The organism is Chitinophaga terrae (ex Kim and Jung 2007) (assembly GCF_900107795.1).
Lineage (GTDB): Bacteria > Bacteroidota > Bacteroidia > Chitinophagales > Chitinophagaceae > Chitinophaga > Chitinophaga terrae.
The window spans coordinates 1-26,545 of sequence record NZ_FNRL01000018.1 but is presented as its reverse complement, the minus strand read 5'-3'; the positions used below and the strand labels follow the sequence as shown (position 1 = coordinate 26,545).

Genomic DNA, 26,545 nt, shown 5'->3' with positions numbered 1-26,545 from the left:
CACCTCCCAAAAAATTCCCGATTGCGTAAATCATTTTCCCATTTCATAAACTGATTGATACAATTATGTAGCAACTTGCGGCCCGGTAGCATTAAACCTACAAACTTTCAGGCTGTTTTTAATTGTATTCGAACGTGATCAGATATCTACTTACCGCTTTACTTTGTTGTTTCATCAGCATTACCGCATTCGGACAAACCTCTACAGGCAGCCTGCGTGGCAGGGTGCTGACAGATAAAGGGAAACCCGTTCCCGACGCTTTTGTAACGCCTGAAAAAGGCCAGGCAAAACCTGCAGACAAAGAAGGCCGTTTTATATTGAACCTGCAACCCGGCGCCCAGAAAGTAATGGTGCAGGCGATGGGGTACTCTTCCCGCATATTTGATATTAATATAGAAGAAGGAAAAGAGGAAACGCTGGATGTGGTACTGACCACGGAAAGCATCCTCGATGAAGTAGTGGTTACTGCCGGCCGTAAAGCCGAAAGTATCCGCGAGGTGCCTTCTTCCGTAACAATTGTACGGGAAAAAGAGATCCGCGAGCAGGCCGCCATCAACCCTTCTATTACCTCCATACTCGGAAATACGGTTCCCGGGTTGGGTACATTCACCAATAAAGCAACCAACGCCGGTCAAACCCTCCGGGGCCGTTCTGTTTTGGTGCTGATCGATGGTATTCCGCAGTCTACCCCGTTAATGAACGGAAGCCGCGACCTGCGGTCTATCGACCCGGCTGTGATCTCAAGGGTAGAAGTGATCAAAGGCGCTACCTCCATCTACGGAAATGGCTCCGGTGGCGGGATCATCAACATGATCACCAAAAACCCTGAAGGGGATAAAAAGATAAGCGGCGAAACCAGGATAGGCGCAGACGGAAACCTTTTCCATTCAGATAATACTCTTGGATACCAGCTTTCACAGTCGCTCTACGGGAAGATCAACAAGTTTTCCTACGTGGTAAGCGGCATATACAACCGCACAGGCGCGCTGAAAGATGCAGACGGCAACGTAATTGCCCAGGCGGATGGACTCAGCGAAACCAGGTTGTTCAATGGCTTCGCCAAACTGGGCTACCAGATCAACGACAAACAATCCCTTACTTTCTCTTATAATATCTTCAAAAGCCAGCAACACGCAAAATATATCAACAAAGATGGCGTCTATGGCGTTTCGCCGGCTTACGGCGTTCCGGGCGTAGACCCCGGCGATCCGGCTGGCACCCCGCACAGCCATAATATGTACCTGAGCTATAAGGTGGCTGAACTTCCGGCTAACACCAGCCTGGAAGTAGTATTGTACGATAACCGTTTCCAGTCGCTGAACCGCTATGTGGCAAAATCCACCAGCTGGTACGGACCAGGACAAACATATATCCAGTCATACAAACAAGGGATTCGTGCCAACCTGAATACGCCCTGGAAAACGAAGTTCATTTCCGGCGATGTTACCTATGGGTTGGATGTACTGAAAGACCGCACCAACCAGGTATTGACAGACGGCCGTATATACGTGCCCGATATGAATATGCTGAATGTGGCGCCGTTTGCACAGGTGAAAGCAGATTTTCACCGGCTGGTGCTGAAAGGAGGGGTGAGATATGAGAACGACGGCATCAGGGTAAAAGACTTCAATACCATCGCCAAAGGACCGGAAGGACAAGGCAGCACTTTTATCAAAGGAGGCAAATTGAATTACAACGCCCTTATGTTCAATATAGGTGCGCGTTACAACCGTTGGAATGTATTCAGCCCGTTTGTCAGCTTTTCGCAGGCCTTTGGCCTGAATGAGCTGGGGCGCGTATTGCGTACAGCTTCCGAAAATACCTTGTCGCAGATCCAGACAGATCCTGTGATCACCAACAATTACGAAGCTGGCTTCAGCAGTGAGTTTGGTCCTGTTAATTTCTCCGCTTCTTACTTTATCAGCACTTCCAAGCTGGGCGCCAACCTGGTTGAACAGAACGGGATATTTGTAACCCAGCGCGAACCGGAGCGCGTTTATGGCTACGAGCTGGTGATCGATTCCCGTATTGGCAACCGCGTAAAAGCAGGGGCTAGTTACTCTTTCGTAGAAGGCAAGTCTAAACAGGCCGACGGTGAATGGAGGTACATGAACGGAGAGCGTATCATGCCTGCAAAAGGAACAGCGTTCGTGAACTACCAGCCGGTTAATGTCCTGAACATGCAGTTGTCGATGGTGTATACAGGCAGCAGGGACCGTTTCCAACCCCGCGCCAACACAGGTGTGTATGGGTTGAGTGAAGGACCCGTGAAATCTGTTGCATACTTTAATTTCAATGCAGGTTACCGGATCAGCTCTGCGTTTAACCTTTCAATGGGTATAGAAAACCTGTTCAACCAGGCTTATTATCCGCCAAGAAGCCAGTACAGGGTGCAGAACAACGAGTATGTAATGGGGAATGGAGCCAGGATGACGTTGGCATTGGGATATAAATTCTGATAAAAAAATTGCAAAATACAGCAGGCCTGCTAACCGATGGTTGGCATGCCTTTTTGTTACTATGGATAAGGAATTATTCCTGGGTTGGCATATGTGAGCTGTCCATGTATACGAATTCCCATTTATGACCATCCAGGTCGGCAAAGCTATGTTGGTACATCCAGCCATAGTCCTGCGGTTCGGCGTATAACTGTGCGCCTGCCGCCTGTGCTTTGCTGATAATCTCCTGTACTTCCTCTTTGGAAGCCGCGTCCAGCGCCACGAGCACTTCAGTTGCTTTGCGGGCGTCGCAGATCCCTGTTTTAATGAAAGTCTGGAAGTAAGCGTTTGTAAGCAGCATTACATAAATGCTTTCGCTGATCACAAGACAGGAGGCTTTTTCGTCGGTAAACTGCGGGTTAACGGAAAAGCCGAGGTTTTGAAAAAAGCTTTTTGATTGCTCAAGATCCTTTACAGGAAGGTTGATGAAAACTTTGGTAGCCATGTTGTGAAGATTTAGGTGTTATTTAATACAACAAAATTGACTTTTCCGGTTTCCATTTTTCTTTACATATGTTGAGGAATTTAAAATTTATCTGGCAGAAAGAAAGATCCTGCTCAGTTGGGTAGGAGTGATGCCTAAATAAGCTGCAATGTGGTGTTTTTTTACGCGTTGAACGAGGCCCGGGTATTTCTTCAAAAATTCATTGTAAAGCGTTTTGGCATCATCATGCCGGAAAGAAATTTCATACGGCTCTTTATCAATGATCCAGTGTTTTTCCATATACGCGATATAGAAGGCAGCAATATCAGGGTGTTTAACCGCGAGGTTCTTGAACGCATGATAATCGTATTCCAATACGCTGGTATCTTCCAGCGCAGTTATTTCGAACAGGCTTTCTGTTTTAGTTAAGGTTGCAGGAATTGAACCTGCGATACGGCCTTCCGGGAAGAAATACTTGATCACTGTTTCCCCTTTGTCGGTTACATAGTTCTGCGAAAACAAACCCTTTACCACGAAAGCAACATTTCTCGGTACCTGGCCAATACGTACAAAGCTTTCGCCTCTTTTATAGGTTTTCGCTTTCAGTAAGGCTTCCCAATCGGCTTTCGCTGTATCGCTGAGCTTCACATAGTTTTCTATCTTCTGAAAAAAAATAATACCGGACATTTGGATAAGTATGTATGATGTTTTTCGGGGCAAGTCATTTACCCTATTAAAATAGTAAATTGGGCGGAATAAAAAACAATGCACTATGAGCCGGAACGATCTGAAGCAAATTGCGGCGAAAATTACGGGGGAGCGTAAGCTTAACGAATTTATCACTGTCGGCGGCGTAGGAGCCGCGCTTGAAACCGCAGACGGGAATGTTTACACGGGGATCAGTATAGATACTGCCTGTTCTATGGGCTTCTGTGCCGAACATAGCGCTGTTGCTGAAATGCTGAAGCATGGCGAGTCGGTTATTAAGTCCATTGTGGCGGTCGACGGAGCTGGACATGCGGTACCGCCCTGTGGCCGGTGCCGGGAGCTGATCAGCCAGTTGTCGCCTGGTAACCTCGATACGATTGTAGAGGTCAGGGATGGCGTTTTTGTTAAGTTGCAGGAGTTGCTGCCGTTTGATTGGAAGGAAGGGATGATGTATTAGTTGTTTTATCCCCTTAAAATCTTCTCCATTTTCCTTCCCTTCGCTAACTCATCTACCAGTTTATCCAGGTATCTCGCCTGCTGTGTCAATGGGTTTTTAATTTCCTCTACACGATACCCGCAGATAACGCCGGTAATAAGATGAGCATTGGGATTTAATGATGCCTGCCGGAAAAAAGTTTCGTAAGTTGCTTTTTCATCGATCAGCTGCTGCAGCTTTTTATCATCGAACCCGGTTAGCCATTTTATTACCTGGTGCAACTCTTCTTTAGTTCTGCCTTTCTTCTCCACTTTAGCAAGCAATAACGGATAAACCGAGGAGAAGGTCATTTTGGCAATACGCTGGTTGTGTGTATCAGAGGTCTCCATACAAGGTTGTTTTAGTGTCATGGAATCCCTAAATAGCATTCTGATGGTGGGAAATGCCTGAAATATTAGGATTTTGTTAGCAATATTAATAAAAAGGATGATTATCTTCATACTATGAAACGTGCAATCATTTTTATCGCGATCCTGGTATCAGCAGTGGCTGCAAAGGCACAGTTTCCTTTATTCGGAGGCCGGCCCGCCACATTGCCCGCGTTGAGAAGTTTCGACCAGGCGACAGATAGCGGCTACCTTCATAAAAAATGGTCTTTCTCGCAATATTCCGGCATTTCGGCAGGATTTATTGCATTCAGGGGAGGCAGCGCCAGTTTCCTGTCTGCACCTTTAGGGCTGCAGGTTAACCGGCAATTGCATAATAATATTTATGCATTCGGCGGCGTTTCCGTTACGCCCGCCGTTTTGCAGGGTACCGGCCCCGTATTCTTTCAACCGGGATTTGACAAAGGGTACAATTTTATGCAGCCTAACAGGAACTTCAGCATTAACCCGGCTGCCCAGGTGGGGGTAATGTATATCAGCAACGATAAAACATTCTCTGTTTCCGGTAGTATTAGTGTCAGCAGGAGCAGTTACAATGGTTATTACCCGCTTTATGCACCGACCGTATTTTAGATAAGAAAAGAAAATAATTTATAGAAAAAGACTACTTGCACAGGTAGTCTTTTTTTGTTGAATACTGTCTGGCTGATATTTTGGATTTTTAATTAAATTAAAGACAAATACGCTCGCATGGCCAAATTTAATTCACCTTTAGACAGGCCTCCCTTACTGCGTTTCCGGCATCACGACGGTTTTACCCAACGACTGTTGTCGATAGATCTTACTATTCACCAGGAGGGAACCTACCGTGGAAGTATGTCTTTTTACCCCGCGTCCGGCGCTGAAATGAAAACCATTCCGCTGGAAGGCGTAGCGCCCCGGCGTTTGCTGGAATCATTGGAAGAACTGCTGAATGCCGAAGATCGCCTGCGTACCCTGGAAAAAATATACGACAGTTACCTGGAAGATGTGGATGAACAGGAATACATCCTGCCATTACAAACCATTAGGGTACGTGGATTCACCAAAAAAGCAGAAAATGCCCTGCAAATGCCAACGGAAAAAAAGTTTATTACATTCCGTCGTTTACTGCAACAGTGGCTGGCAGAAAAAATTTGATGATTGGCGTGTAATATTATTATATTTAACATTGTATTCACAAACCGATATTACTTTTGGCGGCTCATGACTGCTAATCACACAGATGATCTACAATTACTGGCCCGCATTAAAGTGGGAGAATCACGGGCGTTCGATCTGTTGTTCATGAAGTATTATCCGAACCTGCTGCACTTTAGCAGATCGCTGCTGCCATACCCCAGCGACGAGGCAGAAGACGTGGTACTGGAAGTTTTTCAACAATTCTGGCGAAACCGCGAAACCATCAACATACATTCTTCCCTTTCTTCTTTCCTGTACACCGCTGCCAAAAACAGGGTAAATGATTACCGCCGTAAACTTAAACCCAATACCTCATTGGAGAATATACCCGGCGATATAATGGCCAGCGAGGAAGGTCCCGACCATACCTTGAATTACAAAGAGATTGCAGAAAACCTCGAGAGGCTTATCAAGCTGTTGCCCGAACGCATGCAGCTCATCTTCCGTATGAACAGGGAAGATGAACTCAGTTACCAGGAAATTGCCGACCTCCTCGATATCTCCATTAACTCTGTCAAAACACAGATGTACCGCGCTATCAAATTCCTGAAAGAAACTTACCGGTTCGACAACTCCATTGCCTAAAAAAAATTTTTCGCGCTTGTCATGATTTCTCCTTTTTCTTACGTCTTATTATAAAAGGATCTGAAAATTGAAAGAACAAGAACTTTATCTGTTGATCACAAGATACCTGTCTGATCAAACTAGCGAAGCAGAAAACGCATGGCTGGCAGACTGGCTGGCCGCAGATAAGAGCAACCAGCAAACATTTGAAGAGGTAAAAAGAGTATGGCAGGGACATCAGCGGATCTCGGATGAAGAAAGCATACAGGCGTTATCAGTATTACGGGCAAGGATTGCCGCCGGCGAACAACGTGTTGTACCGGCTAAATCCAGGCGTCTGCAGTTTTATTGGTTCGCTGCTGCAGCCAGCCTACTAGTTGCTTTATTGGCTGCCTGGTATCTCTTTCCAACAAAATCAAACAACTCCCGGTTGTCCTATTTAACTATTGTCACCAAACCAGGTGAGAAAAAAATTATCAGGTTGGAAGACAGTACCCGGATAGTATTAGGCCCTGGAAGCCAGCTTTCTTATCCCAAAGTCTTTGACAAAGATAACAGGACAGTATCAGTAAAAGGACAAGCTTATTTTGAAGTAAGCCAGGCGCCCGGCAAACCGTTTATAGTACAAACGTCTGTATTATCCGTACAGGTACTGGGCACCCATTTCAACGTTCATGCGGACCCCGACCAGCCGGCGAGTACCGTGGCCCTGTTGGAAGGATCAGTGAAGATCAGACTGGAAGGCGATAGATCCTGGTTGCTTAAGCCGGGCCAGGAAATATCTGTTGATCATCGTACCCGCCAGGCGGCGTTAAATCCACTGGATTCCGCTACCGTACTGGGGTGGCAGCAGAATGTGCTGGTGTTTAAAAATGAACAATTCGGTAGCGTGGCGCCAAGAATAGAGAAAATGTACGGCGTGAAGATCATATTTAATAATGAAGAAGCAGCGGAAACACGACTGTATGCGCAGTTCAAAGATGAACCACTCGAGAATGTGTTGTCTGCCATCTGTATTTCAGGAGTGCTTACCTATCGCCAGCAGGGTGACACTATTTATGTGACAATGAAGAAGAGTAGTTAAGAAGAGAGACAGGAAAAGAATTAATGAAACAAAAATGCCTCTATCAATACCAATTCAATCTGTTCACCTTAACACTAAAATTTTTTACATGAAAACTATGTAAGTCTTTCCATGAGTATGATCTAAAAAAAGGAAAACCGGCATCTGCGAAATGCCGGTCGGATCGCTATTAAATTGTCGGAATCTAATTAACGAATTTGCTAATTTATGAAAAAAAAGAGTTACCCTGTATCTCTAATTCTACGTCTTTGCAGACTTTTAACAGTTATTGTTCTTTTTTTATGCACTCAACCGCTGCTGGCTGCGCATAGAAACAACGACGTAAGAGACCTATCAAAAGTAAAGTGTTCCCTGGCAGCAGTCAATATGCCGCTTAGCGAGGTATTTGATGTCCTGCAAAAACAAACCGCCTTTAATTTTATTTGTGTAGATAACACGCGTTTGCTGACAAAGAAAGTTAATCTTGTCAACCGCAATCAAAGCCTGTCATTGATCCTGGATGTGATTGGCCGGGACTTAAATTTTACCTACCGGCTTTCAGGCCGCCAGATCATTATACAGCCTTTACGTGCCGCCGGCGCAGCTGCACCCGCACCCCGGCTGATAAAAGGGCATGTCACTGATGCCAAGAGAGCAAGCCTTCCAGGCGTATCTGTGCTTATTAAAGGTACCAATACAGGCACGGTAACTACCCAGGAGGGCGACTTCTCTATCAAAGCCAGTACCGGCGACATACTCGTTTTCAGTTTCATCGGCTTCCAGCCAAAGGAGGTAACAGTGGGAGAACAGGACAGGTATGATGTGGTATTGGAAGAAAGCTCGAAAGGTTTATCCGAGGTAGTAGTAACCGCCTTAGGCGTGAAGAAGGAAAAAACAAAACTCGGGTATGCTGTACAGGAAGTACAGGGCGAAAACCTGGTTAAAGCGCGTGAACCCAACCTGGTAAACTCCCTTACCGGAAGGGTTGCGGGCCTCAATATCAAAAACTCCACTGACCTGTTCCAGGACCCGGGAATATCGCTCCGCGGCCGCAAGCCTCTGATCGTAATAGACGGGATACCCGACCAAACGGCCGACTTTTATAAAGTGAATGCAGATGATGTAGAAAGCATGACGGTGCTGAAAGGCGCCAGCGCATCGGCCCTCTATGGCTCCATCGGGCAGAACGGGGCTATCATGATCACCACCAAACGTGGTAAAGGCAAAACATTAAGCGTAGAAGTTAACTCTTCTACCCAGCTGCAACCCAGCTTTATCCGCATTCCCGAAGTACAAACCGTATATGGCGCAGGTTTTAAAGGAAAGTACACTTACGTCGACGGCTCCGGTGGCGGACCTGAAGGCTCCGGCTGGATATGGGGACCAAAGCTGGATCAACTTGATCCCAGCACTCCAAGCGGCTATTTCGAAACCCCGCAGTTCAACAGTCCTGTCGACACGGCAACGGGTAAACGTATTCCAATCCCCTTCATCTCCCGTGGAAAAAATAACGTAAAAGACTTTTTCAATACCGGTATAGTAGCGAGCAATAACATCAGCATTATGCAGAGCTCAGATAAAGGATCTTTCCGGGCCTCTGCTTCGCATATCTATCAGAAAGGTATTGTGCCCAATACCGGTCTGAACAACAGCTCCTTCACCGTAGCAGGCAACTACAAATTATCAGATGCGTTATCCATGGATGCGCGTTTAACCTACAACAAACAGTATACGGATAACTTCCCTGAAACCGGGTATGGACCTACGAACTATCTTTATAACCTGGTATTATGGACAGGCGCCGATGTGAGTGTAAAAGACCTGCGCAATTATTGGGTGCCGGGCAAAGAAGGCATCCAGCAACGCAACTATAACAACTCGTATTACAACAACCCTTATTTCCAGGCATACGAGTACCTGCGCAGCTATTATAAAGACAATACTTTCGGGTCACTGAACCTTTCATATAAGATCAGTCCTGAGTTTTCCGTACAGTTCAGGAATGGTATCAACGCCTATGGTCTTAACCGTACCTACAAAGAGCCAAAGAGTTATATAGGTTATGGCAACAAGTCGAGAGGCCAGTTCACCGTTGCAACGCAAAACTATTTTGATATTGCTTCCGACCTGATCGGCGACTATAACCATACCTTCACCAATAACTTCAAGATCCACGCGCAACTCGGCGGATCCAACTATTATCGCAACTACAAGTGGGGTAGCGCTAATACTGATGGGTTAACTATCCCAGGCTTCTACAATTTAAGCAACTCCGCTAATCCCGTGCAGTCTACCAACTACCTGGAAGAGAGAAGAACAAGCAGCGTTTATGGCGTTGTAGACCTCGAGTTCCTGAACGCGATCTATCTTTCTGCAACAGGCAGGCAGGATAAGATCTCCACGTTGCCGATAGAAAACAACAGCTTCTTCTACCCATCTGTCAGCGCCGCTGTAGTGATCTCACAACTGACCAAACTGCCGACCTGGATCACTTACCTGAAAGCCAGAGGTTCCTGGTCCAGGGTTTCCAGCGCTACGTTGAACGATAACAGTTATACCTATAGTTACCTGCCATCATTCGACAAAGGTACTATCTGGAATAACCTCCCGTCTTTGACGTATGGCGATGCTTTGCTGAACAGTAAGCTGATCCCGCAAACATCAGACAGCTGGGAAGCCGGTGCAGATGTGAAAATATTCGACAGCCGCATTGGTTTGGAAGCAACCTATTACCAAACCCGCGATTACAACAATATTGTTTCAGTGCCAATGTCTATTTCCAGCGGTTACTCCAGCAAGCTGGCTAACGGTAACGTTTACCAGCGGAAAGGAATAGAGCTGATGCTGACAGGGTCTCCGGTAAGAGGTAAAGTATTCAACTGGGATGTGGCGATAAACTTCAGCAAATACCGCCGTTACCTGAAAGAGATCTACGGAAATGCGGAAACGCTGAACTTCCTGCGCGTAGGAGATCGTACAGATAAGATATTTACCAGCGTATACCAGAAAGATCCCGAGGGCAATATTATATACGGCAGCAATGGCTTCCCGTTGAATGACGTGTTCTCCCGCTTCATTGGTTATAATGATCCGGATTGGACCTATGGTATGGAAAATACTTTTACCTACAGGAATTTCTCCTTTAAATTCCTGGTTGATGGGCGTATCGGCGGTATGATGTACTCCACTACCAACCAGAAGATGTGGTGGGGCGGTACGCATCCCGGCACTGTGAACCACTTCCGTGATGAAGCGAACGAGAATAAGGCTACTTATGTAGGAGAGGGAGTAGTGGTAACGGGAGGAGAAGTATCTTACGACAGCTACGGCAACATCATTAAAGATACCCGTACGTTTGCCCGTAATACCAAAGCGGTTAACTATATCGACTATATGACCAACACCAGCAACGGGGCGAATAATAACTACAATTATTTTTCGCAGACTTTCCTGAAGCTCCGCGAGGTAACGCTTACCTATCAATTCCCGTCAGCATGGTTGCGCAGGTCATTCATCAGGGCAGCCACCGTGTCTTTTGTTGGCCGTAACCTGCTGCTGTTTTCAAAGATGCCGAATGTGGATCCTGATCCGGCTGCTGATAATCTGCAGACGCCCTCTACACGTTCTATGGGTATCAATTTTAACGTTAAGTTCTAATGCGCTGGTTTATGAAAAAAATCGTATTTATATTACTGAGTATCCTTGTCATACAATCGGGATGTAAAAAATTCAGCGAATTCCAGGTAGATCCTAACAAGTCGACCATCGCTACACCCGATCTGTTATTGAATTCCATTATACAGAACGCATTTCAGTCTACCAGCATTAGCGCCGCATTAGCCTGCCGCCAGATGGTATACACAGATGCGTCTAACGTGAACCAGTACTATGGCTGGGACAGGGCCGGTTTCGGTACCTATGGAAGCTTGCGCCAGGTATTGAAGATGGAGGAAGCGGCTGTTGCACAGGGCAAGCCGGAGTACCTGCCACTGGCAAAGTTTTTCCGCGCCTGGTATTTCCTGCAGCTGACCCAAACCTTCGGGGACGTGCCTTACAGCAATGCATTGAAAGGGGATGATGGCCTGGGCGATCCTGCTTACGACAAACAGGAAGATATTTATCTCGGCATCCTGGACGACCTGAAAGCAGCCAACAACATGATTGGCGCCGGTACCGCCGATGTGCAGGGCGATATCCTTTACAACGGCAAGATGCAGCAGTGGAAACGCGCCATCAATGCTTTATCGTTACGGGTATTAATGAGTTTGTCGCTGAAAGAAGGAAAGTCGAAGATCGATGTGAAGCAGCGTTTTGCCGAAATCGTCAACAATCCAACTACTTACCCGTTGCTGACTGGGAACGAAGATAACGTAGTTTTGAAATTCTATGATCTGCAGGGAAACCGTTATCCGTATTTCAACAATAACGATTTGCAGACAGCTGATTATATGGAAGAAAGTTTTGTGAACCTGTTGAAAGACCTGAAGGACGTGCGTTTATTCAGCTTTGCCGACAAAGCGCCTAAATTCGCCGCCTTACCGGCTGATGATTTTAACGCTTATGGCGGAGCAAAAGGAAGTGCGCCGGTGAACGAGAACAACGCAAGAACAGTAGCGGGAGAAATATCCAAGATCAATCCCCGGTTCTATAATAACCCAACAAATGAACCCAGTATTGCATTGGGGTACCCGGAGCAGCAGTTTATCCTGGCAGAAGGCGTGTTGAAAGGATGGATCAGCGGTTCGGCCAGCGATTTCTATGAAAAGGGCATCAGGGCATCTATGACGTTCTATCATATCGATCAGCCAACTATTGATAAATACGTGGAGCAGGCTTCCGTGAAGTTGTCTGCTGCCAATGGCTTGCAACAGGTTATCACGCAGAAGTATATTGCATCTTTCTTTAACAGCGGCTGGCAGCCGTTCTACGAGCAACGCAGAACAGGTTTCCCCGCTTTTGATGTGGCGGGATCAGGTATGCTTAATGATCACAAGATCCCTAAAAGATGGATGTACCCGGAAAGCGAGTTGCAGTTGAATAAAGATCACGTGTTGGAAGCTATTTCCCGCCAGTACCCGGAAGGCGATAATATTAACGGTGTGATGTGGTTGATCAGACCCTGACCGCCTGCACTAAAAAATAAATAATCTGCTGCGCTGCATCATTATCGGGGCAGCGCAGCTTTAAACATCGTATTCATGAATAAATGGACCAAATCGGTAGCGATTCTGTTTTTTGCTTTTCAGTCAGGCGTTTATGCTCAAAGTAGTAAAAAGACTGTTTTTGTAATTGCGGATGGTATCCCTGCAGATGTAATAGAGCGTTTGGAGCTTCCTAACATCAAAAGGATCATCAATGATGGTACTTATACGCGCATGTATGTAGGGGGCGATAAAAATGCGTACAGCGAAACCCCAACCATTTCTGCTGTAGGCTATAACAGCCTGCTGACAGGCACCTGGGTTAACAAGCACAATGTGCCCGACAACGATATCAAAGCGCCGAATTACAACTATCAGAATATCTTCCGTTTGTTTAAAGCCCAGTATCCCAATAAGAAAACGGCTATCTTTTCCAGTTGGGAAGATAACCGTACAAAACTGATCGGCCATGAATTACCTCACGCAGGCAGTGTGAAGGTCGATTACCATTTCGATGGCTATGAACTGGATACCATCAATTTCAAACATGATAAAGAGCGGCAGTTCATGCACCGCATCGACGAAAAAGTAGTGGACGAAGCTACTGCCACTATCAGGAAAAATGCGCCTGATCTCTCGTGGGTGTACCTGGAATATACAGACGATATGGGGCATATGCACGGCGATAGCCCTGAATTTGAAGCAGCCATTAAAATGCTGGATGCCCAGATAGGCAGGCTGTACGACGCCATCCAGTACCGCAGGAAACAATTTAAAGAAGATTGGCTGCTGGTGATCACAACAGATCATGGGCGGGATGAGAGAACCGGAAAAGGCCATGGAGGACAGTCGCCCCGCCAGCGTACAACCTGGATGGTAACGAACTACAAACCACTGAATGATTATGCTACCCGCTATAAACCAGCGATCGTAGACATCATGCCAACCATCGCCCGTTATATGAATATCAGTGTGCCGCAGGATGTGCAGCGGGAAGTTGACGGTACGCCGCTGATTGGTAAAGTATCAGTTTCCCAGCCGCTCTTCAATGTGATACAGGGACACCTGGATATTACCTGGAAAGCGTTGGAACCAACCGGTAAGGTAAAGATCTGGCTAACTACTACCAATAATTTCAAGGAGGGCAAGCCGGATCAATACCAGTTAATAGGGGAGGTGCCGGTGGCGTCTCAACACGCCTGGATTGATATACAAAATTATCCTTCCGACTATTACAAGATAGTATTGGAGGCGCCGTACAACACATTAAACCATTGGATCACGAAGGAGGAGAAGAAATGAGGATGTATAAACTATTTGCCTGGGCGGTACCGGCGCTGTTGTTAGGCGCCTGTCGCCCTTCCTCCGGCGGGAAAGATCTGGCTTTGTTGCCCGGCGGCCCTGCATGGGGTGCATTATTCCAGCAACGGGCAGCGGAATACCGCGCTTTATGTTACCAGGCCTATAACCTGGCCACCTTGCGGCTGGATGCCCTGGCGCAGTTGCCATCCGCGTTGCCAAAGGCGATCATCACGGATATAGATGAAACGGTGCTGGATAACAGCCCTTATTTTGTGGCGCAGGCACGTGCGGGTAAAACCTATGATGATAGTTCCTGGATTCGGTGGACTGCCAAAAAGCAGTGCGACACGGTGCCGGGCGCCGTGCAGTTCCTGCGTCATGCAAAGGAGCTGGGAGTTACCGTATTTTATGTGACCAATCGCTTCCAGCCTGAAACTGCTGCTACCCTGGCCAACCTGCGCAAATTCAACTTGCCGGATGTTGACTCGGCGCACCTGTTCCTGTCTGACGGCAACTCGTCTAAGGACAGCCGGCGGGCGTTTATTGCCAATAATTACGAAGTTGTTCTATGGATCGGCGATAACCTTGGCGACTTTAGCGGTATTTTTGCGGCTGCAGACCGTGGCCAACAGGTAGATAGCAATAAAACCAGGTTCGGCGATCGGTTCATTGTGTTGCCGAATGCCATGTATGGCGCCTGGGAAGATGTGTTGTATAAGGATAGGAAGGAAGATAGGAATGTGATATTGAATGGGGAGTTGAAGATGTAGGTTTATTGCAATTCAAACAATTCTTCTACTAATTGCCAGACCATGGTGCAGGGGTTGTGGTTTGCGTAGTCTTCCGGCGGTTTATAGCCTGTTTCCCAGATTATAAACCTCCGGAAGAAAACCTAGATCAATAAGCATCCACGATTAGCTGCTTTGTCTTTCATATATCAATTTTTTTCCAAAGGAAATAATAGCGCCTTCGCCTCTTTGAAAACATCTGGTTAGCAACTCCACATCGTTGGTATGTTTCAGCGCGTCATTTAACAATTGTTTCTCAGCTTCATTCCATGGCTCATATGCTCTTGGATATTTTTTTCTTGCGATTACGACGTAATCGGCAAGATTATCCTGCTTAGTGACTCCAAATTCATTGACCTTTTCTTTTAAAATATCTATATCAGTTGCCGTTAGATTATTGAAAACTGCCTTTTGGAAAAAATCAATATTCGCCCAGGGGGCATTGGTTCTCTTTCCATTACCATTTTTTCCGTGCTGTAAATACCCTCTTTTAGACAGGTAATCAGCAAAGAAATCATGCAGTTGACCCTTGGTATACTGTGTTCTGTATTTTCCGTAAAGACTATGGGAAACCAATGCCGTAGTCTTAAATGCACGAGTGCCCATAAAGAAGTCGGTTAAACGGTTTTCAGTGGGTGTACTCTCATGCTCCAGGAAAAGCGTAATGGCTGTGTTAATATCTTCTTCGCAGATTCCGACACCCCCATCATTAGCTGGCGCCCCTTTTTTGAGGTTGTCAATAGCAATTTGCAAGGCACGTATTACATTACGTTCATTTAAAACGCTTTCATTGGGAATAATTTCACCCGTTGTTGGAGAACAGCCTGCAGCCAGGGCTTCCAGTATTTTTATCGCACTATTGATATCCATAAAAATGTTTAGACTTACTGACCTATATAAATATAGGATTTTTGCTTTATTCTTTTTATCGGAACAGGAGAATTTACATGCGCAAGTCGCATTGTTTTCAACTTATGTGAACATCAACGATTTGGCTATATCTACCTATCTTTAATAATTGAAATTATAATAGTTGAAAAAGCCTCCCAAAACCATAACCAAATGGCAAGAATTTTTATTACCGGCTCAGCAGACGGATTAGGCTTACTAGCCGCCCAGGCATTGATAGAAAAAGGGCACCAGGTTGTGCTTCATGCCCGTAACGAACAAAGAAAAAGCAGTGTAGCCGATAAAGTAAAAGGCGCAGCCAATATCCTGGCCGCTGACCTCTCTGATATTGAAGAAACCCAAAAACTTGCTGAACAGGTAAATGAACTGGGGCAGTTTGATGCGATCATACACAATGCAGGAGTATATAACACCTCAGCAAAACAATTGCTGCATGTCAATGTACTGGCGCCTTATATACTTACATCATTAATCAGGAAACCCAGGCGGCTCATCTACCTGAGTTCCGGGATGCATCTCCAGGGAAGGCTGAGTTCCGCTGCTGATATAAGTCGCCTGAGTTACTCCGATTCCAAGTTATATGTTCTCATGCTGTCTATGGCCGCATCCAGGATCTGGACGGATGTTTATTCCAACTCCGTTGATCCCGGCTGGGTGCCAACGAAAATGGGAGGGAAAGGAGCGCCCGACGATTTGCAGGAAGGATATGAAACGCAGGTATGGCTGGCGGGGAGCAACGACCCTAAAGCCCTGGTAAGTGGCCGTTATTTTTTTCATCAGCAGCAAAGACGTTACAATCCTGAAGCGGATGATGTGGCAAAGCAGGAAAAGTTATTGGATTATTGCAAAGAAATTACCGGGGTATTGTTTCCCCGTTAGAACATAACGAACTGCTATAAAAAAAGAAGACGCCTCAAAATGAATGAGGCGCCTTCTTGCTACGGGAAATTATTCATTGATCACTGCTTATTCATAATTGTAATTATTCCAGTACGGAAGCACCCCGCGTTTATCCGCAGGCACCCAGAAAATAGGCGAAGTAGTATTGTTTTCATTCGCTACTTTCGAGAAGTTATCCGGGTTGTTGGTCAATTCAACAGTTGGATAATGCACTCTTTCCGGCATAGGCTTCCATACATTGGCGTGCCAGGTGAATGGTTCCAGTTTAGGATGCCTTGTTCTTCTTAACTCTGCCCACAATTCATAAGGCTGCAACAGGTTCAGGTGAATATACTTTTGTTGCATCAGGATCTCCATCTTGTCATCAAGCGTAGGCGCAGCCAGGAATTTGGCTTTGATCTTGTTGCCCCATGTTTCAACGGTATCGCCTCCCGGTTTGGTAGGATATAACAGGGAATCGGCAGTTCCACGTCCGTAGGTACTGAGCTGGTTGATCGAATACCAGAAATCAGTGGAATGTACTACTTCGTCCTTGATATGATCTCCGGCGTCTTTACCGGTATTACCGAGGCCTTTCAGCGCAATCTCTGCCAGCAGCAGGTCTACTTCTCCTCTGGTCACCATGTATACAGGCATATTTTCGTTGCGGTGCAAAGTAATATGGCTGTAAGTTGATTTCGCATTTTGAGCAAGGGAAGAAGCGAGGTTGTCGGCATACGGATAGTATCTCTGGCCGCTGTTATATAGCGCTTCCTGCTCCTCGATGTTAGCAGAAACGCCGCGATAATCCCTGAATTTAGTTGGCATGGCAATCACTGGCAGGCGTGGATCATCGATACCGCGCTGGTAGGTAGAATCGCCGTAGTTCAACCGTTTCATGATGATGTTAGGAATGAATGAGGCGTAGGTATTTTCATACAAACCACGTTGCCAGGTACCGCCGCTCAATACATCTATCTTATACCACATACCCCAGGTAAGATCGGTGGCAGGCAGTGGTTTGGATAGTGTTTCCTGTATCAGGGGTTTGGCATAAGCTTCTTCTACACCTGCAATACGCACCAGCATTTTCAGGCGGGTGAAGTTGATGAATGCCACCCATTTACTGATGTCTCCTTTGAACGCATAATCCTGTTGCTGGAAAATGATCTTGGCAGGATCAGACATCTGTGCAAATGCCGTTGGCAAAGTATTGACAAGCGTTCCCAGGTCGGCAATGATGGATTGATAGACCTGTTTCGGATCATCGTATTTAGGGAAGAGGTATTGAGGTCCGCCCTTGGTTCCCTGGAAGGCGTCGAAATACGGGATGGAATTGAAAAAGTCTACCAGTTTGCCGCATTGATACAATTTAATGAAAGTCGCCAGCTTCAGGTATACATCGCCATCTGACTTCAGTTGACCGGTTCTCAGGTCCACAGAGTCTTTAATGGTTTCGTAATTTTTCAGCCTGGTGTAGCTGCTTTCAAAAAATCCCTGACCGGATATAGCGAAATCATCGAACCCATTGCCGCTTACCAGGTCGTTGTAGCTGCTGAACCAATCATAGCGGTAAGAGATATACCGTTGTGCAACCTGTTCGTAACCGGTTATACCTGTTCCGCCATTGAGCAGGTAATACCATTCTCCATAGTCCTGGACAAATATTTTATTGGTAGTAAGCAATTGAGTGAATAAACCCGGTATCACGTCAGTAACCGTGGCGTTCAGTTTATCCGGGTCATAGAATCTCTTCTCCACATCTTTCTTACAGGCGGTGAAAGTGGCTGAGAGGGCCATCATGGCTATGTACAAGTATGATTTTTTCATGTTGTCGTTTTTTGTGCGTTTAGAATGCTACGTTCAGCCCAAGTGAGAAAGTACGCAGTGTTGGATAGATGGTGTTTTCCACGTAAGTATCTGCTCCCAGCGCGCCTTCCGGATCGATGTTCGGAATGGATTTATAAAGATAGAACAGGTTACGTGCCGCTGCAGTTACTGAAAGCCTTTGCAGTTTCATTCGTTTTACCAACTCGCGGGGAATTTCGTACGAAATCGCTACTTCCCTTACTTTGATGTAGTTGTTCTTATACAAGCGATCTGGCGGGAAAGAAGTAGCCAGGTCGTTTGCATAGCTCTGGTAATAAGTGCTGGCATTGGTCATCTGGGTGTTCGGTACATATTTGCCATTGTTGTCCAGCATCACGCCAGGGAGGATCAGACCATCGTGGTAAACGCGGCCATCGCGGGATGCGGCAGGGGCAGGCTGATTATGCTGCCATGGCACCATAGCGCCATCGGAGTTGTAGTAGTAGGCCAAACCTCCGTGTGCTTCGTCCCTGTACTCAAGCGTGCTTTCCAGTTCTCCAACTCCTGTAAGACGGTTGTTGGTATAAGAGAAGATAGTACCGCCTGATTTGTAATCAAGACTCACGCGGAAGTTGAAGTTTTTATAACTGAAATCGGAGATAATACCGCCATATATTTTAGGCATTACATTACCTGCTACGACAGTTTTCTGGTTGTTCAGCGAATACATGCCGTTAGAACCTACGATCTTGTTCCCTGCGTCGTCGCGGAGATAATCATACATCACGATTTCGCCATACGGGCGGCCTTCGTCGGCATGTACCGAAGCGGCAGAACCGTTAATGAGATTAGAGATCGGGTTGTTGGTAACACCCGGGTACAGTTTCATTACTTTAGATCCCTGGCTGGCTGCATTGAGGGTGATATCCCACCTGTAGTTCTTGCCGATAAGTGGAGTACCGGTAAGTCCCAGTTCAAAGCCCCATGCTTTAACATCTCCCACATTGATCTTAAGCCCTTTGGAGCTGGAGGCAGAAGAGATAGGCAGGTTGAAGATCTGGTTATAACGGTGATTGGTATACGCAGAGAAGTCGATGGTCAAACGGTTTTCTTTGAAGAAAGAGTTGTTGATACCGATTTCGAATTCTCTTTTTCTTTCCGGTTTCAGGGCGCCGGGCAGAATTGCTTCGGGCGGAGTAATAGCCAGGGCAGTAGTGTTTGGCAACCTGGTGAAGCTATAAAGGTTGTTGGCAAAATACCTGTTGGTACCGTTACCTACGTCGGCCCAGGAGAGACGGAGGGTACCGCTGTTCATGCCAGGAATGGTGAAACGTTCGGTATAGTTCCAGTTAAGCGCTACGCCGGGATAGAAGTATTTGTTGTTTTCCGGAGGCAGGGTAGAGTTCCAGTCCATACGGCCCTGCATTTCCAGGGTAAGTTCACTTTTCCAGGAAAGGGAAGCAGATGCCAGCCAGCTGTAAAGCACATCATTACCGCGGTTAAAATTCCTGATCAGGTAAAGGTTGCTGGAAGATGGCGTACCGGATTCGTTGTTGAACGAATAGAGGTCGGCAAAATTAAGCCCGCCAATGGTGGTGCTTCCCAGGTAATCTGAAGAGCGGAGGCGATAAGCGCCGCCCGCGTATGCAAACAGGTGCAGTTTATCCTGCACAAAAGAACGGTTGTAGTTTAACAGGGCCTGGTAAGTTTGTACGGTAGCATTTTCTTTCGCCACGCCAAATGCTCCCTCAGCAACGCTGGGCAGGATCCTGGTTACGCTTCTTTCGGTTGTATAGTTGGTATTGTCGTAGTCCAGACCAGCTTGTCCAACGAGGAAGAGATGCGGCGTAAAGTTCAACGTCACCTTTGCAGAGGTGATCATATGTATTTTATCGTCTTTCAGGCGGTTTTTAGAACGGTCCCACATGAAGGAGCCCAGGTTGGAAAAGGCTGTTGGTACGCCGGCATTGGACAGGTCGCGTTTATACCCGGTTTGATCTGTATAGAACGGGAAAATGCGGTCGTAGTCGTAATCCAGCGGCAGTCCCCAGGCAACGGAGCCGCCATTGGAACCACGGCGGTTCATGCTGGTAATATTGTAAATATTGGAGATCACTTCAAAGCTGGCAAGGTTGGAAGCTTTGATGTTACCGTTGAAACTGAAGGTATTTCGTTTCTGCCAGGAGTTATCTCCATTGATGTCTTTGTAATAGTAATTGGTGTAAGAAGCGCGTACACTTCCTTTTTCGTTGCTGCCGGAAATGGCTACGTTACCGGTCGTAGAATGACCATTTTGGAAGAGGGAAAGAAAATTATCTGTATGCGGTGTGTTTTTCACCATGGCGCTATCGTAGAACATTACATCAGCGCCATCGAATTTCGGACCGAAGCTGAAACGTTTGTTAGGAATAGTCCTGATCTTCTGACCGTTTACGGTAGCATAGGTAGTATCGTAGATGTTGTCGCCAAGGCCGTATTGGTTCTGCAGCTTGAGATACGATACTGGTTGTTCAATAGTATACTGGATAGATCCGGTCATTCCCATACCGGTGCTGTTGCGGCCACTCTTGGTAGTGATCAGCACCACGCCGTTTGCCGCATCGCTACCATATAATACTGTGGCTTTAGCGCCTTTAAGAATGACCATGGATTCGATATCGGAAGGGTTGATATCGTTGATGCCCGCGCCGTAGTCGAAGCCCTGGCCGATAGAACCGTCGATAGATGTTTTGCGGTCGCTGAGGATAACTCCATCTACCACGAACATCGGGCGTACGTTCTGATCGGGGTTCATACTGGCCGCGCCGCGGATGTTGATCTTGATACCTCCCTGCGGGCCGGCGGCGCCCATATTTACGCCAACGCCGGCGGCTTTACCATAGAGCGCCAGGAAAGGGTTCATGGTAGCTCCGGCTTTGGTGAGCTCTTCTCCCTGGATGGTACTGATGGCATAACCCAGCGTACCTTTAGGGCGTTTGATACCGAGGGCTGTTACAACCATTTCATTTAACCCGCTGGAAGCGGCGGTCATTACAACAGTGATGGTATTGCTGTTTCCTACGGTAACGGAGGTAGATTGAAACCCGATAGAGGAAAATACCAGCACTACATTACCCTGCGGTACTTCCAGGCTAAAGCGTCCGTTGGCATCTGTAGCGCCTCCTGTTTTAGTGCCTTTTACAAGATAAGTTACACCAGGTATGGGAGCGCCGGTACTATCCTTTACCACACCTGTGATCCGGCGTTTATCCTGGTCTACGGTTGCTGCCGGCGCGTCCGGCTTTGGGGGCGCGATCTCCTTTTCCTTAAGGGCGATCACCTTCCCGATAATTTCGTAAGAGAAAGGTTGGTCATGGAAAAGAGTTGCCAGCGTTTGTTCCAGGGTAGCGTTTTGCACCTGGATATCTACTGGTTTGCTTTTTTTCAGCATAACGTCTTCATACCAAAAACTATATCCCGATTGTTTTTTAATATCTTCCAATACGGTAACAAGTGAGGCATGTTTTCTTGATAGCGTGATCTGCTGGGACATTGACTTTGCGCTGATTTGCAGGCAGGCCACGGTCATCAACAGGGCGACTATTTTAAGTTGCATGATCAGTCTTTTTTTGAGGGTGAGATGTACACCAGAATGACTATACGCAGGCAAGTGATCTGGCATAGTTGAACGTGGCCCCGGCACATAAGAGGGCCTTGCATGACGATGATATTTCATACATTTGGGATGTTTGAGTAAATAAAAGTTTTGATACCGCAAGTGTCATACTGGCTCAGGCAACTTTACCAGGGGCGGGTGAGAGCGCTCCTGGATTTTTTTGCCGTTCCAGCACAAATCTGCTAGGGACCTTTGTGCATGTCTTACGATTTGATTTAGGTTGAATACTGATTTAGGTTGAATCTTGAAAATTATGTATCGCGTCTTACTACATAACAATTAGCTTTTGTGCTTCCAGTTTGAATTTAATTTTACTGATCTCGAGCAGGCGCAAAAGCGCTGAAAGGTCGGCGGATCTTGGAATATCACCGGTGAAGGTGCGTGCAGGCACATCGCCTTTGAACACCACTTCTATATTATACCAGCGTTCTACCTGCCGCATGATGGTGCGGATATCAGCGCTTCTGAAAGAAATCAATCCATTCTTCCAGGCGATGGCAAGGTCCGTGTCGGCATGGTCGATGACTTCCATGTTGCCGTTTTCGTGTATAAGTGATTGTTGTCCTGGTTTCAGGAGTTGTTGGGCGGATGGCCCTTTTACCCTGACTGATCCATCAATAAGTGTTGTTTTGATGCTATTCTCATTGTTGTAGGCCATTATATTGAAACTCGTGCCCAGTACTGTTACCGCTGCTGTGCCGGTATTTACGAAAAACGGCTGGGCGGCGTTAGGTTGTATTTCGAAATAGGCTTCCCCGGTGAGGCTAACCTGCCTGGTTGCCCCCGTAAAGGCTGTGGGGTATTGAAGAGAAGAGGCGGCATTAAGCCATACGCGGGAACCATCAGGCAATACCAGGCTGTATTGACCGCCCTTGGGGGTGGTTAAGGTATTCAGACTTACCTGCGTTTCACTTGCTGCCAGCGGTTTGTAGACCAGTTGCCCGCCGTTGGCCTGCAGGCTTACCTGTCCCTGCTGCGCGATATGTCCTGTCATATTGCTGTCCAGCTCTACTTTCTCGCCATTGGCAAGGGTGAGAATAGCTTTTTCTGACCCCGGCAGCACAACTGTATGTTGTGCGGTAGCAGTTGAAGGTTTTTTAAACTGGCGGCTCAGGAGAACAACGGCGCCGGCCAATACCAGCAGCAGCACCGCCGCTGCAGCCCGGGAAGCGCGATACAACCTTTTAATTAAAGGCTGTTTTTTCGTCCGGCTGGCCAGTATATTCGTCAGCATAGTGTCCGACTGGGTGACGAATACTTCCTGTGTTGTTTCGGCGGATTGTATCCATGCTTCCTCCATTATCCATTCGAGCTGGGCGTTCTGGTCTTCCGAGTCCAGGAACGTCCTCAGTTCTTCCAGTTCGGCAGGAGTGGCCGCACGCGTGGCATATTGGCTTAACAGGTACTTGAGTCTGTTGTTATCCATTGATTACAGGTGTGTCTTACTAGGTAGACAGCAGGAGTATACAAAAAGAGGTAACTGGATAAAAATTTTTTTTTAGGATAAGGCAGGGTATTCCCTTATTTAAAAGAAAGGGAACTGTCAATGGTTATTTATGCAGCAGTAATAGCAGCAGCAGGTTGGCTTCGGCGTGAGTAAGCGCATAGCTGCGGATAGCCCGCAGGGCCAGTACCATATGTTTTTTAACGGTTTCCCGGGAGATGGCCATCCGCTCTGCAATTTCCGCCTGCCGCAGACCTTCGTCGCGGCTTAGCAGGTAAACCCGTTGTCTTTGGGCTGGCAGTTCGGCAATAGCCTGGTCGATGATGCGGCGGTAACAGGCGTCCATGCTTTCTTCATATGGATTGCCGGTATCGGGGGAGATGCTGAGTTCCCATTCCTGTTTATGCGCCAGTTCGCGGCCCAGTTTTTTAAGGAAAGAGAACGTATAGTTCTTGGCAACGGTATAAAGGTAAGGGTGAAAATTGCTAACCTGGCTGAGTTTATCCCGTTTTTCCCAGATACGGATAAACACTTCCTGCACTATTTCTTCAGCCATAGACACTGATCCTGTTAGCTCGTATACAAAGGCGCCGAGGCGCTGATGATAGGCATGAAACAACCGGGCAAACGCGGTTTCATCGCCTTGCGATACTAACAATAGTAAATCTCGTTCACTATTTAACTCTCGATGTTTCAAAATGAAAAAACTCTAAACTGCCTCTATTTGGTTGATACATGATAAATATAGACATTTCGGTATTACCAAAAACGAAATGAGAAAAAAATTTCTTTTTTGAGGAGGGACGAGCTGTTTTTTGATGATTTTATGGGCTTTTGTGGTAGTTTTTAAACGTAAGCAAGGTGTTTTTTGTACGCTTATTTTTGGGGATTGGTTGGTTGTCTGGTTATCATTATTAACAGGCTTTGGGGGTTTCTTGGGGGTGTAATTGTTTAAATTGGGAATTGGTGGTAGGCAGGTGGCTGGATAAGATGATGGATTGGGGAGGAGGAGGAGATTTTTGGTGGGTGTACAGTTGTTAGGTCAATGTTTATGGGGGCTTTTAATGTAGGTTATGCTGTTTGAAAGTTTTATGAGAACAGTATATATGGAAAAACGGAAAATTTTTTTACTATATTAGAAAATGTTGTATCTGATTAAATTATCATAGCCTTGGCTACATAAGTACCGCAGTGACTACAAGTGTTGACCTGAACTGATTGAATAACGTATACAGTGGAATGAAAAGCAGCGATCGACTGTATAGCTGACAATGATTGAAAGAATAAACCTTATTTTAAGCAGGTAACCTAAAAGTTGACCTACTATAATTATTATATGACCTGTACCTCACAATTCCCTAAAATGGCAACGGATGTTCCGATGAGAAGATGGATGATGATCTTCTTCCTTATATTTTCAGCTAATGCTTCTTATGCTCAAACACAGTTGTCCAAAGTAATCCCGGCTTCTCCAGTGGCTATGGAGCTAACAAAGTATATAAATTACCCGGTAAATCTTAGTAATGGCTTGGTGCAAATTAGTATTCCGTTGTACGAAATCAATGAAGGAGACATAAAACTGCCGGTTACCTTAAATTACCATGCATCTGGATTGAAACCCAATATCAGGTCTGGTAGCTGGTTAGGTGATGGGTGGAGTTTGAATACAGGCCCATCCCTTTCGAGAAGTATCAATGGTGGTGTTGATGAATTATATTACTGGAATTTTGACAATGATATGCTACCATCATATTTTCAGATGCAACAGGTTGTTGAACAGAAGAAGGATATTGCTCTGGACGAATTTAATTATTCTTTGTTAAATAACAGCGGTAGATTATATTTTAAAAGGACGGCCAATAACCAATTGAGGCCTGTTTTTATACCAGTTAGCCCCGTGAAAGTAAATCTTCCGAATGTTAATGATTATACCAATGTTATAAACTTAACTGACGCAATGGGTTTTCAGTATTCCTTTGGTGGTAGTGAGAGTAAATATAAAGATTACGTCTATCATACTTATGGTAGCAGTGTAAGCCAGGTTCCAACCGCATGGAAAATTAAAAGCATTTTTTCTCCATTGTCTAACAGAAGTATAAGTTTTGAGTATGCTGATAATATAACAGAGGTGCCATTTTACAGAATGACCGATAAAGTAGTAATGCTGGATAATATCTCCTGTCAATGCACAGATAAAATCCCATTAATTCAAGTTGATGATGTTGGTATGAATCCTAAATACTATAACTATGATTTGACTGCTCAACAGCTTCAACTTGTTGATGTATATAATGTAACGTTACCGACAGGATACTCTTTTCCGCAACGATCAACTGAAACAATCACACAATTTAATTCTTACATTAATAAAATTAGTTTTAGCGGAGGATATATTCTTTTTACTAAAAATGAAGGAGGGAGACCAGGTCTGACGTCTATTAGGGTTTATAATTATCAAAATACGCTTGTAAAGCAAATAGAGTTAATTCAAGCTGTTTCCGGATATGCCGCTATGCAGCTTAGCGAAGTGAGAATTTCGTCACCATATTCAACTGAGATTCAAAAATATAGTTTTCAATATAACGGCGTTATGAGCAAAGACACGAGGTCATTGGATAAGTGGGGTTTCTATAATGCTGCGCCTAATACTACTTTGGTTCCTTCAATTACAACTTCAGTTCAGGTAAATAACTTTCCATATCCTGGCGAGCAAAAAGATATTTCTATTCCTGGTGGCGATAGGGAGCCAAATGAGAGTGCTATGCAGCAAGGTATGCTTACCGAAATAAAATATCCTACGGGAGGCCGTACAAGGTTTATTTATGAAGCGCATAGATATAAAGATGAGCTGGGGAGAATAAGGTTAGCCGGCGGATTAAGAATAAAGCAAATTCAGCAAGTCGATGACGCCGGCCAAAAATTATATAGAAACTTCAACTATAGTGTTAATGGGAATTATAATGAGGGGTGGACTTGCAAATAAAATCGGCAGTGCTAGTTAAGCAGCTTTTTTAATTTTTTGCTCTTTGTTATTAAATTGCTCAATTGTAAGATTTCCCAATGTGGAGTGACGACGTTCTCGATTATACCAGATTTCTATGTATTCGAATAGTTCTGCTTTCATCTGACCCTTGGTAATCAACTTATTGCCGTAAATCTGCTCGGATTTTAGCGTTTTGAAGAAGCTTTCTGCTACTGCATTATCCCAGCAATTACCTTTTCTACTCATACTTCTTGTTATGATTTTATAGGAATCTAACGTGTTACTAAATTTTTCACATGCATATTGTACGCCTCGATCCGAATGAAAAATTAGAC

The 26,545-nt window shown here is 45.8% G+C and carries 21 protein-coding genes; 12 read left to right on the top strand and 9 right to left on the bottom strand.

What is annotated here, in order from left to right; translation table 11 throughout:
- Positions 1-134 precede the first annotated feature (134 nt).
- On the top strand, positions 135-2,459 hold the full coding sequence (locus tag BLV62_RS18250; protein ID WP_168927898.1) for a TonB-dependent receptor: 2,325 nt from the start codon (positions 135-137) through the stop codon (positions 2,457-2,459).
- A 73-nt stretch (positions 2,460-2,532) separates the two neighbouring features.
- On the opposite strand, the gene BLV62_RS18245 is transcribed toward BLV62_RS18250, so the two are convergent.
- Together BLV62_RS18245 and BLV62_RS18240 are read right to left on the bottom strand one after the other, a co-directional pair.
- A complete protein-coding gene (locus tag BLV62_RS18245; RefSeq protein WP_089763407.1) occupies positions 2,533-2,943 on the bottom strand; it encodes a VOC family protein in 411 nt (136 codons plus the stop codon).
- A gap of 87 nt (positions 2,944-3,030) precedes the next feature.
- A complete protein-coding gene (locus BLV62_RS18240; RefSeq protein ID WP_089763406.1) occupies positions 3,031-3,609 on the bottom strand; it encodes a Crp/Fnr family transcriptional regulator in 579 nt (192 codons plus the stop codon).
- Between the two features lie 85 nt (positions 3,610-3,694).
- On the opposite strand from BLV62_RS18240, the gene BLV62_RS18235 reads away from it, so the two are divergent.
- A complete protein-coding gene (locus BLV62_RS18235) occupies positions 3,695-4,087 on the top strand; it encodes a cytidine deaminase family protein (protein ID WP_089763405.1) in 393 nt (130 codons plus the stop codon).
- Positions 4,088-4,092: 5 nt separating this feature from the next.
- Here the strand turns inward: BLV62_RS18235 and BLV62_RS18230 are convergent, their stop codons facing one another.
- Positions 4,093-4,455 carry a DUF2200 domain-containing protein gene (locus BLV62_RS18230; protein WP_089763473.1) on the bottom strand — a complete coding sequence of 121 codons (363 nt, stop codon included), beginning with the start codon at positions 4,453-4,455 and terminating at the stop codon, positions 4,093-4,095.
- 114 nt (positions 4,456-4,569) lie between these two features.
- On the opposite strand from BLV62_RS18230, the gene BLV62_RS18225 reads away from it, so the two are divergent.
- From BLV62_RS18225 to BLV62_RS18190, 8 genes are all read left to right on the top strand, one after another.
- Complete coding sequence (locus BLV62_RS18225) at positions 4,570-5,085, top strand: hypothetical protein (RefSeq protein WP_089763404.1); 516 nt, start codon at positions 4,570-4,572, stop codon at positions 5,083-5,085.
- Between the two features lie 117 nt (positions 5,086-5,202).
- Positions 5,203-5,631 (top strand): hypothetical protein, encoded by a 429-nt coding sequence (locus BLV62_RS18220; protein WP_089763403.1) that lies wholly within the window; start codon positions 5,203-5,205, stop codon positions 5,629-5,631.
- A 66-nt stretch (positions 5,632-5,697) separates the two neighbouring features.
- Positions 5,698-6,258 carry an RNA polymerase sigma factor gene (locus tag BLV62_RS18215; protein WP_089763402.1) on the top strand — a complete coding sequence of 187 codons (561 nt, stop codon included), beginning with the start codon at positions 5,698-5,700 and terminating at the stop codon, positions 6,256-6,258.
- A 67-nt stretch (positions 6,259-6,325) separates the two neighbouring features.
- Positions 6,326-7,321: a FecR family protein gene (locus tag BLV62_RS18210; protein WP_089763401.1), complete on the top strand. Its 996-nt coding sequence runs from the start codon at positions 6,326-6,328 to the stop codon at positions 7,319-7,321.
- A 207-nt stretch (positions 7,322-7,528) separates the two neighbouring features.
- Entirely contained in the window at positions 7,529-10,957 is a 3,429-nt protein-coding gene (locus BLV62_RS18205; protein WP_089763400.1) for a SusC/RagA family TonB-linked outer membrane protein, read from the top strand.
- Positions 10,958-10,968: 11 nt separating this feature from the next.
- Positions 10,969-12,423, top strand: coding sequence for a SusD/RagB family nutrient-binding outer membrane lipoprotein (locus tag BLV62_RS18200; RefSeq protein ID WP_225889631.1), 1,455 nt, complete (start codon positions 10,969-10,971; stop codon positions 12,421-12,423).
- Positions 12,424-12,498: 75 nt separating this feature from the next.
- Entirely contained in the window at positions 12,499-13,743 is a 1,245-nt protein-coding gene (locus BLV62_RS18195) for an alkaline phosphatase family protein (RefSeq protein WP_089763398.1), read from the top strand.
- On the top strand, positions 13,716-14,513 hold the full coding sequence (locus BLV62_RS18190) for a 5'-nucleotidase, lipoprotein e(P4) family (RefSeq protein WP_139170262.1): 798 nt from the start codon (positions 13,716-13,718) through the stop codon (positions 14,511-14,513). The genes BLV62_RS18195 and BLV62_RS18190 overlap by 28 nt, the downstream gene beginning before the upstream one ends.
- Before the next feature lie 144 nt (positions 14,514-14,657).
- Here BLV62_RS18190 and BLV62_RS18185 read toward each other — a convergent pair whose 3' ends face one another.
- Positions 14,658-15,401, bottom strand: a complete 744-nt coding sequence (locus BLV62_RS18185) for a hypothetical protein (RefSeq protein ID WP_089763396.1) — start codon at positions 15,399-15,401, stop codon at positions 14,658-14,660.
- 192 nt (positions 15,402-15,593) lie between these two features.
- Here BLV62_RS18185 and BLV62_RS18180 point away from each other — a divergent pair, with 192 nt between their 5' ends.
- Positions 15,594-16,319, top strand: a complete 726-nt coding sequence (locus tag BLV62_RS18180) for an SDR family NAD(P)-dependent oxidoreductase (protein WP_089763395.1) — start codon at positions 15,594-15,596, stop codon at positions 16,317-16,319.
- 87 nt (positions 16,320-16,406) lie between these two features.
- Here BLV62_RS18180 and BLV62_RS18175 read toward each other — a convergent pair whose 3' ends face one another.
- The 4 genes from BLV62_RS18175 to BLV62_RS18160 all read right to left on the bottom strand — a co-directional run bounded on the left by BLV62_RS18175 (position 16,407) and on the right by BLV62_RS18160 (position 23,885).
- Positions 16,407-18,149 (bottom strand): SusD/RagB family nutrient-binding outer membrane lipoprotein, encoded by a 1,743-nt coding sequence (locus tag BLV62_RS18175; protein ID WP_089763394.1) that lies wholly within the window; start codon positions 18,147-18,149, stop codon positions 16,407-16,409.
- 19 nt (positions 18,150-18,168) lie between these two features.
- A complete protein-coding gene (locus BLV62_RS18170) occupies positions 18,169-21,723 on the bottom strand; it encodes a SusC/RagA family TonB-linked outer membrane protein (RefSeq protein WP_225889630.1) in 3,555 nt (1,184 codons plus the stop codon).
- A gap of 328 nt (positions 21,724-22,051) precedes the next feature.
- The gene (locus tag BLV62_RS18165; RefSeq protein WP_089763393.1) at positions 22,052-23,209 is read right to left on the bottom strand and encodes a FecR family protein; all 1,158 of its coding nucleotides are present in this window, start codon (positions 23,207-23,209) and stop codon (positions 22,052-22,054) included.
- 124 nt (positions 23,210-23,333) lie between these two features.
- Complete coding sequence (locus BLV62_RS18160; RefSeq protein WP_168927897.1) at positions 23,334-23,885, bottom strand: RNA polymerase sigma-70 factor; 552 nt, start codon at positions 23,883-23,885, stop codon at positions 23,334-23,336.
- A 705-nt stretch (positions 23,886-24,590) separates the two neighbouring features.
- On the opposite strand from BLV62_RS18160, the gene BLV62_RS18155 reads away from it, so the two are divergent.
- The gene (locus BLV62_RS18155) at positions 24,591-26,210 is read left to right on the top strand and encodes a hypothetical protein (protein WP_089763391.1); all 1,620 of its coding nucleotides are present in this window, start codon (positions 24,591-24,593) and stop codon (positions 26,208-26,210) included.
- Positions 26,211-26,225: 15 nt separating this feature from the next.
- Here BLV62_RS18155 and BLV62_RS18150 read toward each other — a convergent pair.
- Positions 26,226-26,545 (bottom strand): IS3 family transposase (locus tag BLV62_RS18150; protein WP_139170260.1); only part of this gene is annotated, 320 nt, incomplete at its 5' end.

Coding starts and splice junctions, on each gene's coding strand:
- BLV62_RS18245 (WP_089763407.1), bottom strand. CDS start 2,943: ATGGCTACCAAAGTTTTCATCAACCTTCCTGTAAAGGATCTTGAGCAA.
- BLV62_RS18240 (WP_089763406.1), bottom strand. CDS start 3,609: ATGTCCGGTATTATTTTTTTTCAGAAGATAGAAAACTATGTGAAGCTC.
- BLV62_RS18235 (WP_089763405.1), top strand. CDS start 3,695: ATGAGCCGGAACGATCTGAAGCAAATTGCGGCGAAAATTACGGGGGAG.
- BLV62_RS18230 (WP_089763473.1), bottom strand. CDS start 4,455: ATGGAGACCTCTGATACACACAACCAGCGTATTGCCAAAATGACCTTC.
- BLV62_RS18225 (WP_089763404.1), top strand. CDS start 4,570: ATGAAACGTGCAATCATTTTTATCGCGATCCTGGTATCAGCAGTGGCT.
- BLV62_RS18220 (WP_089763403.1), top strand. CDS start 5,203: ATGGCCAAATTTAATTCACCTTTAGACAGGCCTCCCTTACTGCGTTTC.
- BLV62_RS18215 (WP_089763402.1), top strand. CDS start 5,698: ATGACTGCTAATCACACAGATGATCTACAATTACTGGCCCGCATTAAA.
- BLV62_RS18205 (WP_089763400.1), top strand. CDS start 7,529: ATGAAAAAAAAGAGTTACCCTGTATCTCTAATTCTACGTCTTTGCAGA.
- BLV62_RS18200 (WP_225889631.1), top strand. CDS start 10,969: ATGAAAAAAATCGTATTTATATTACTGAGTATCCTTGTCATACAATCG.
- BLV62_RS18195 (WP_089763398.1), top strand. CDS start 12,499: ATGAATAAATGGACCAAATCGGTAGCGATTCTGTTTTTTGCTTTTCAG.
- BLV62_RS18185 (WP_089763396.1), bottom strand. CDS start 15,401: ATGGATATCAATAGTGCGATAAAAATACTGGAAGCCCTGGCTGCAGGC.
- BLV62_RS18180 (WP_089763395.1), top strand. CDS start 15,594: ATGGCAAGAATTTTTATTACCGGCTCAGCAGACGGATTAGGCTTACTA.
- BLV62_RS18175 (WP_089763394.1), bottom strand. CDS start 18,149: ATGAAAAAATCATACTTGTACATAGCCATGATGGCCCTCTCAGCCACT.
- BLV62_RS18170 (WP_225889630.1), bottom strand. CDS start 21,723: ATGCAACTTAAAATAGTCGCCCTGTTGATGACCGTGGCCTGCCTGCAA.
- BLV62_RS18165 (WP_089763393.1), bottom strand. CDS start 23,209: ATGGATAACAACAGACTCAAGTACCTGTTAAGCCAATATGCCACGCGT.
- BLV62_RS18155 (WP_089763391.1), top strand. CDS start 24,591: ATGGCAACGGATGTTCCGATGAGAAGATGGATGATGATCTTCTTCCTT.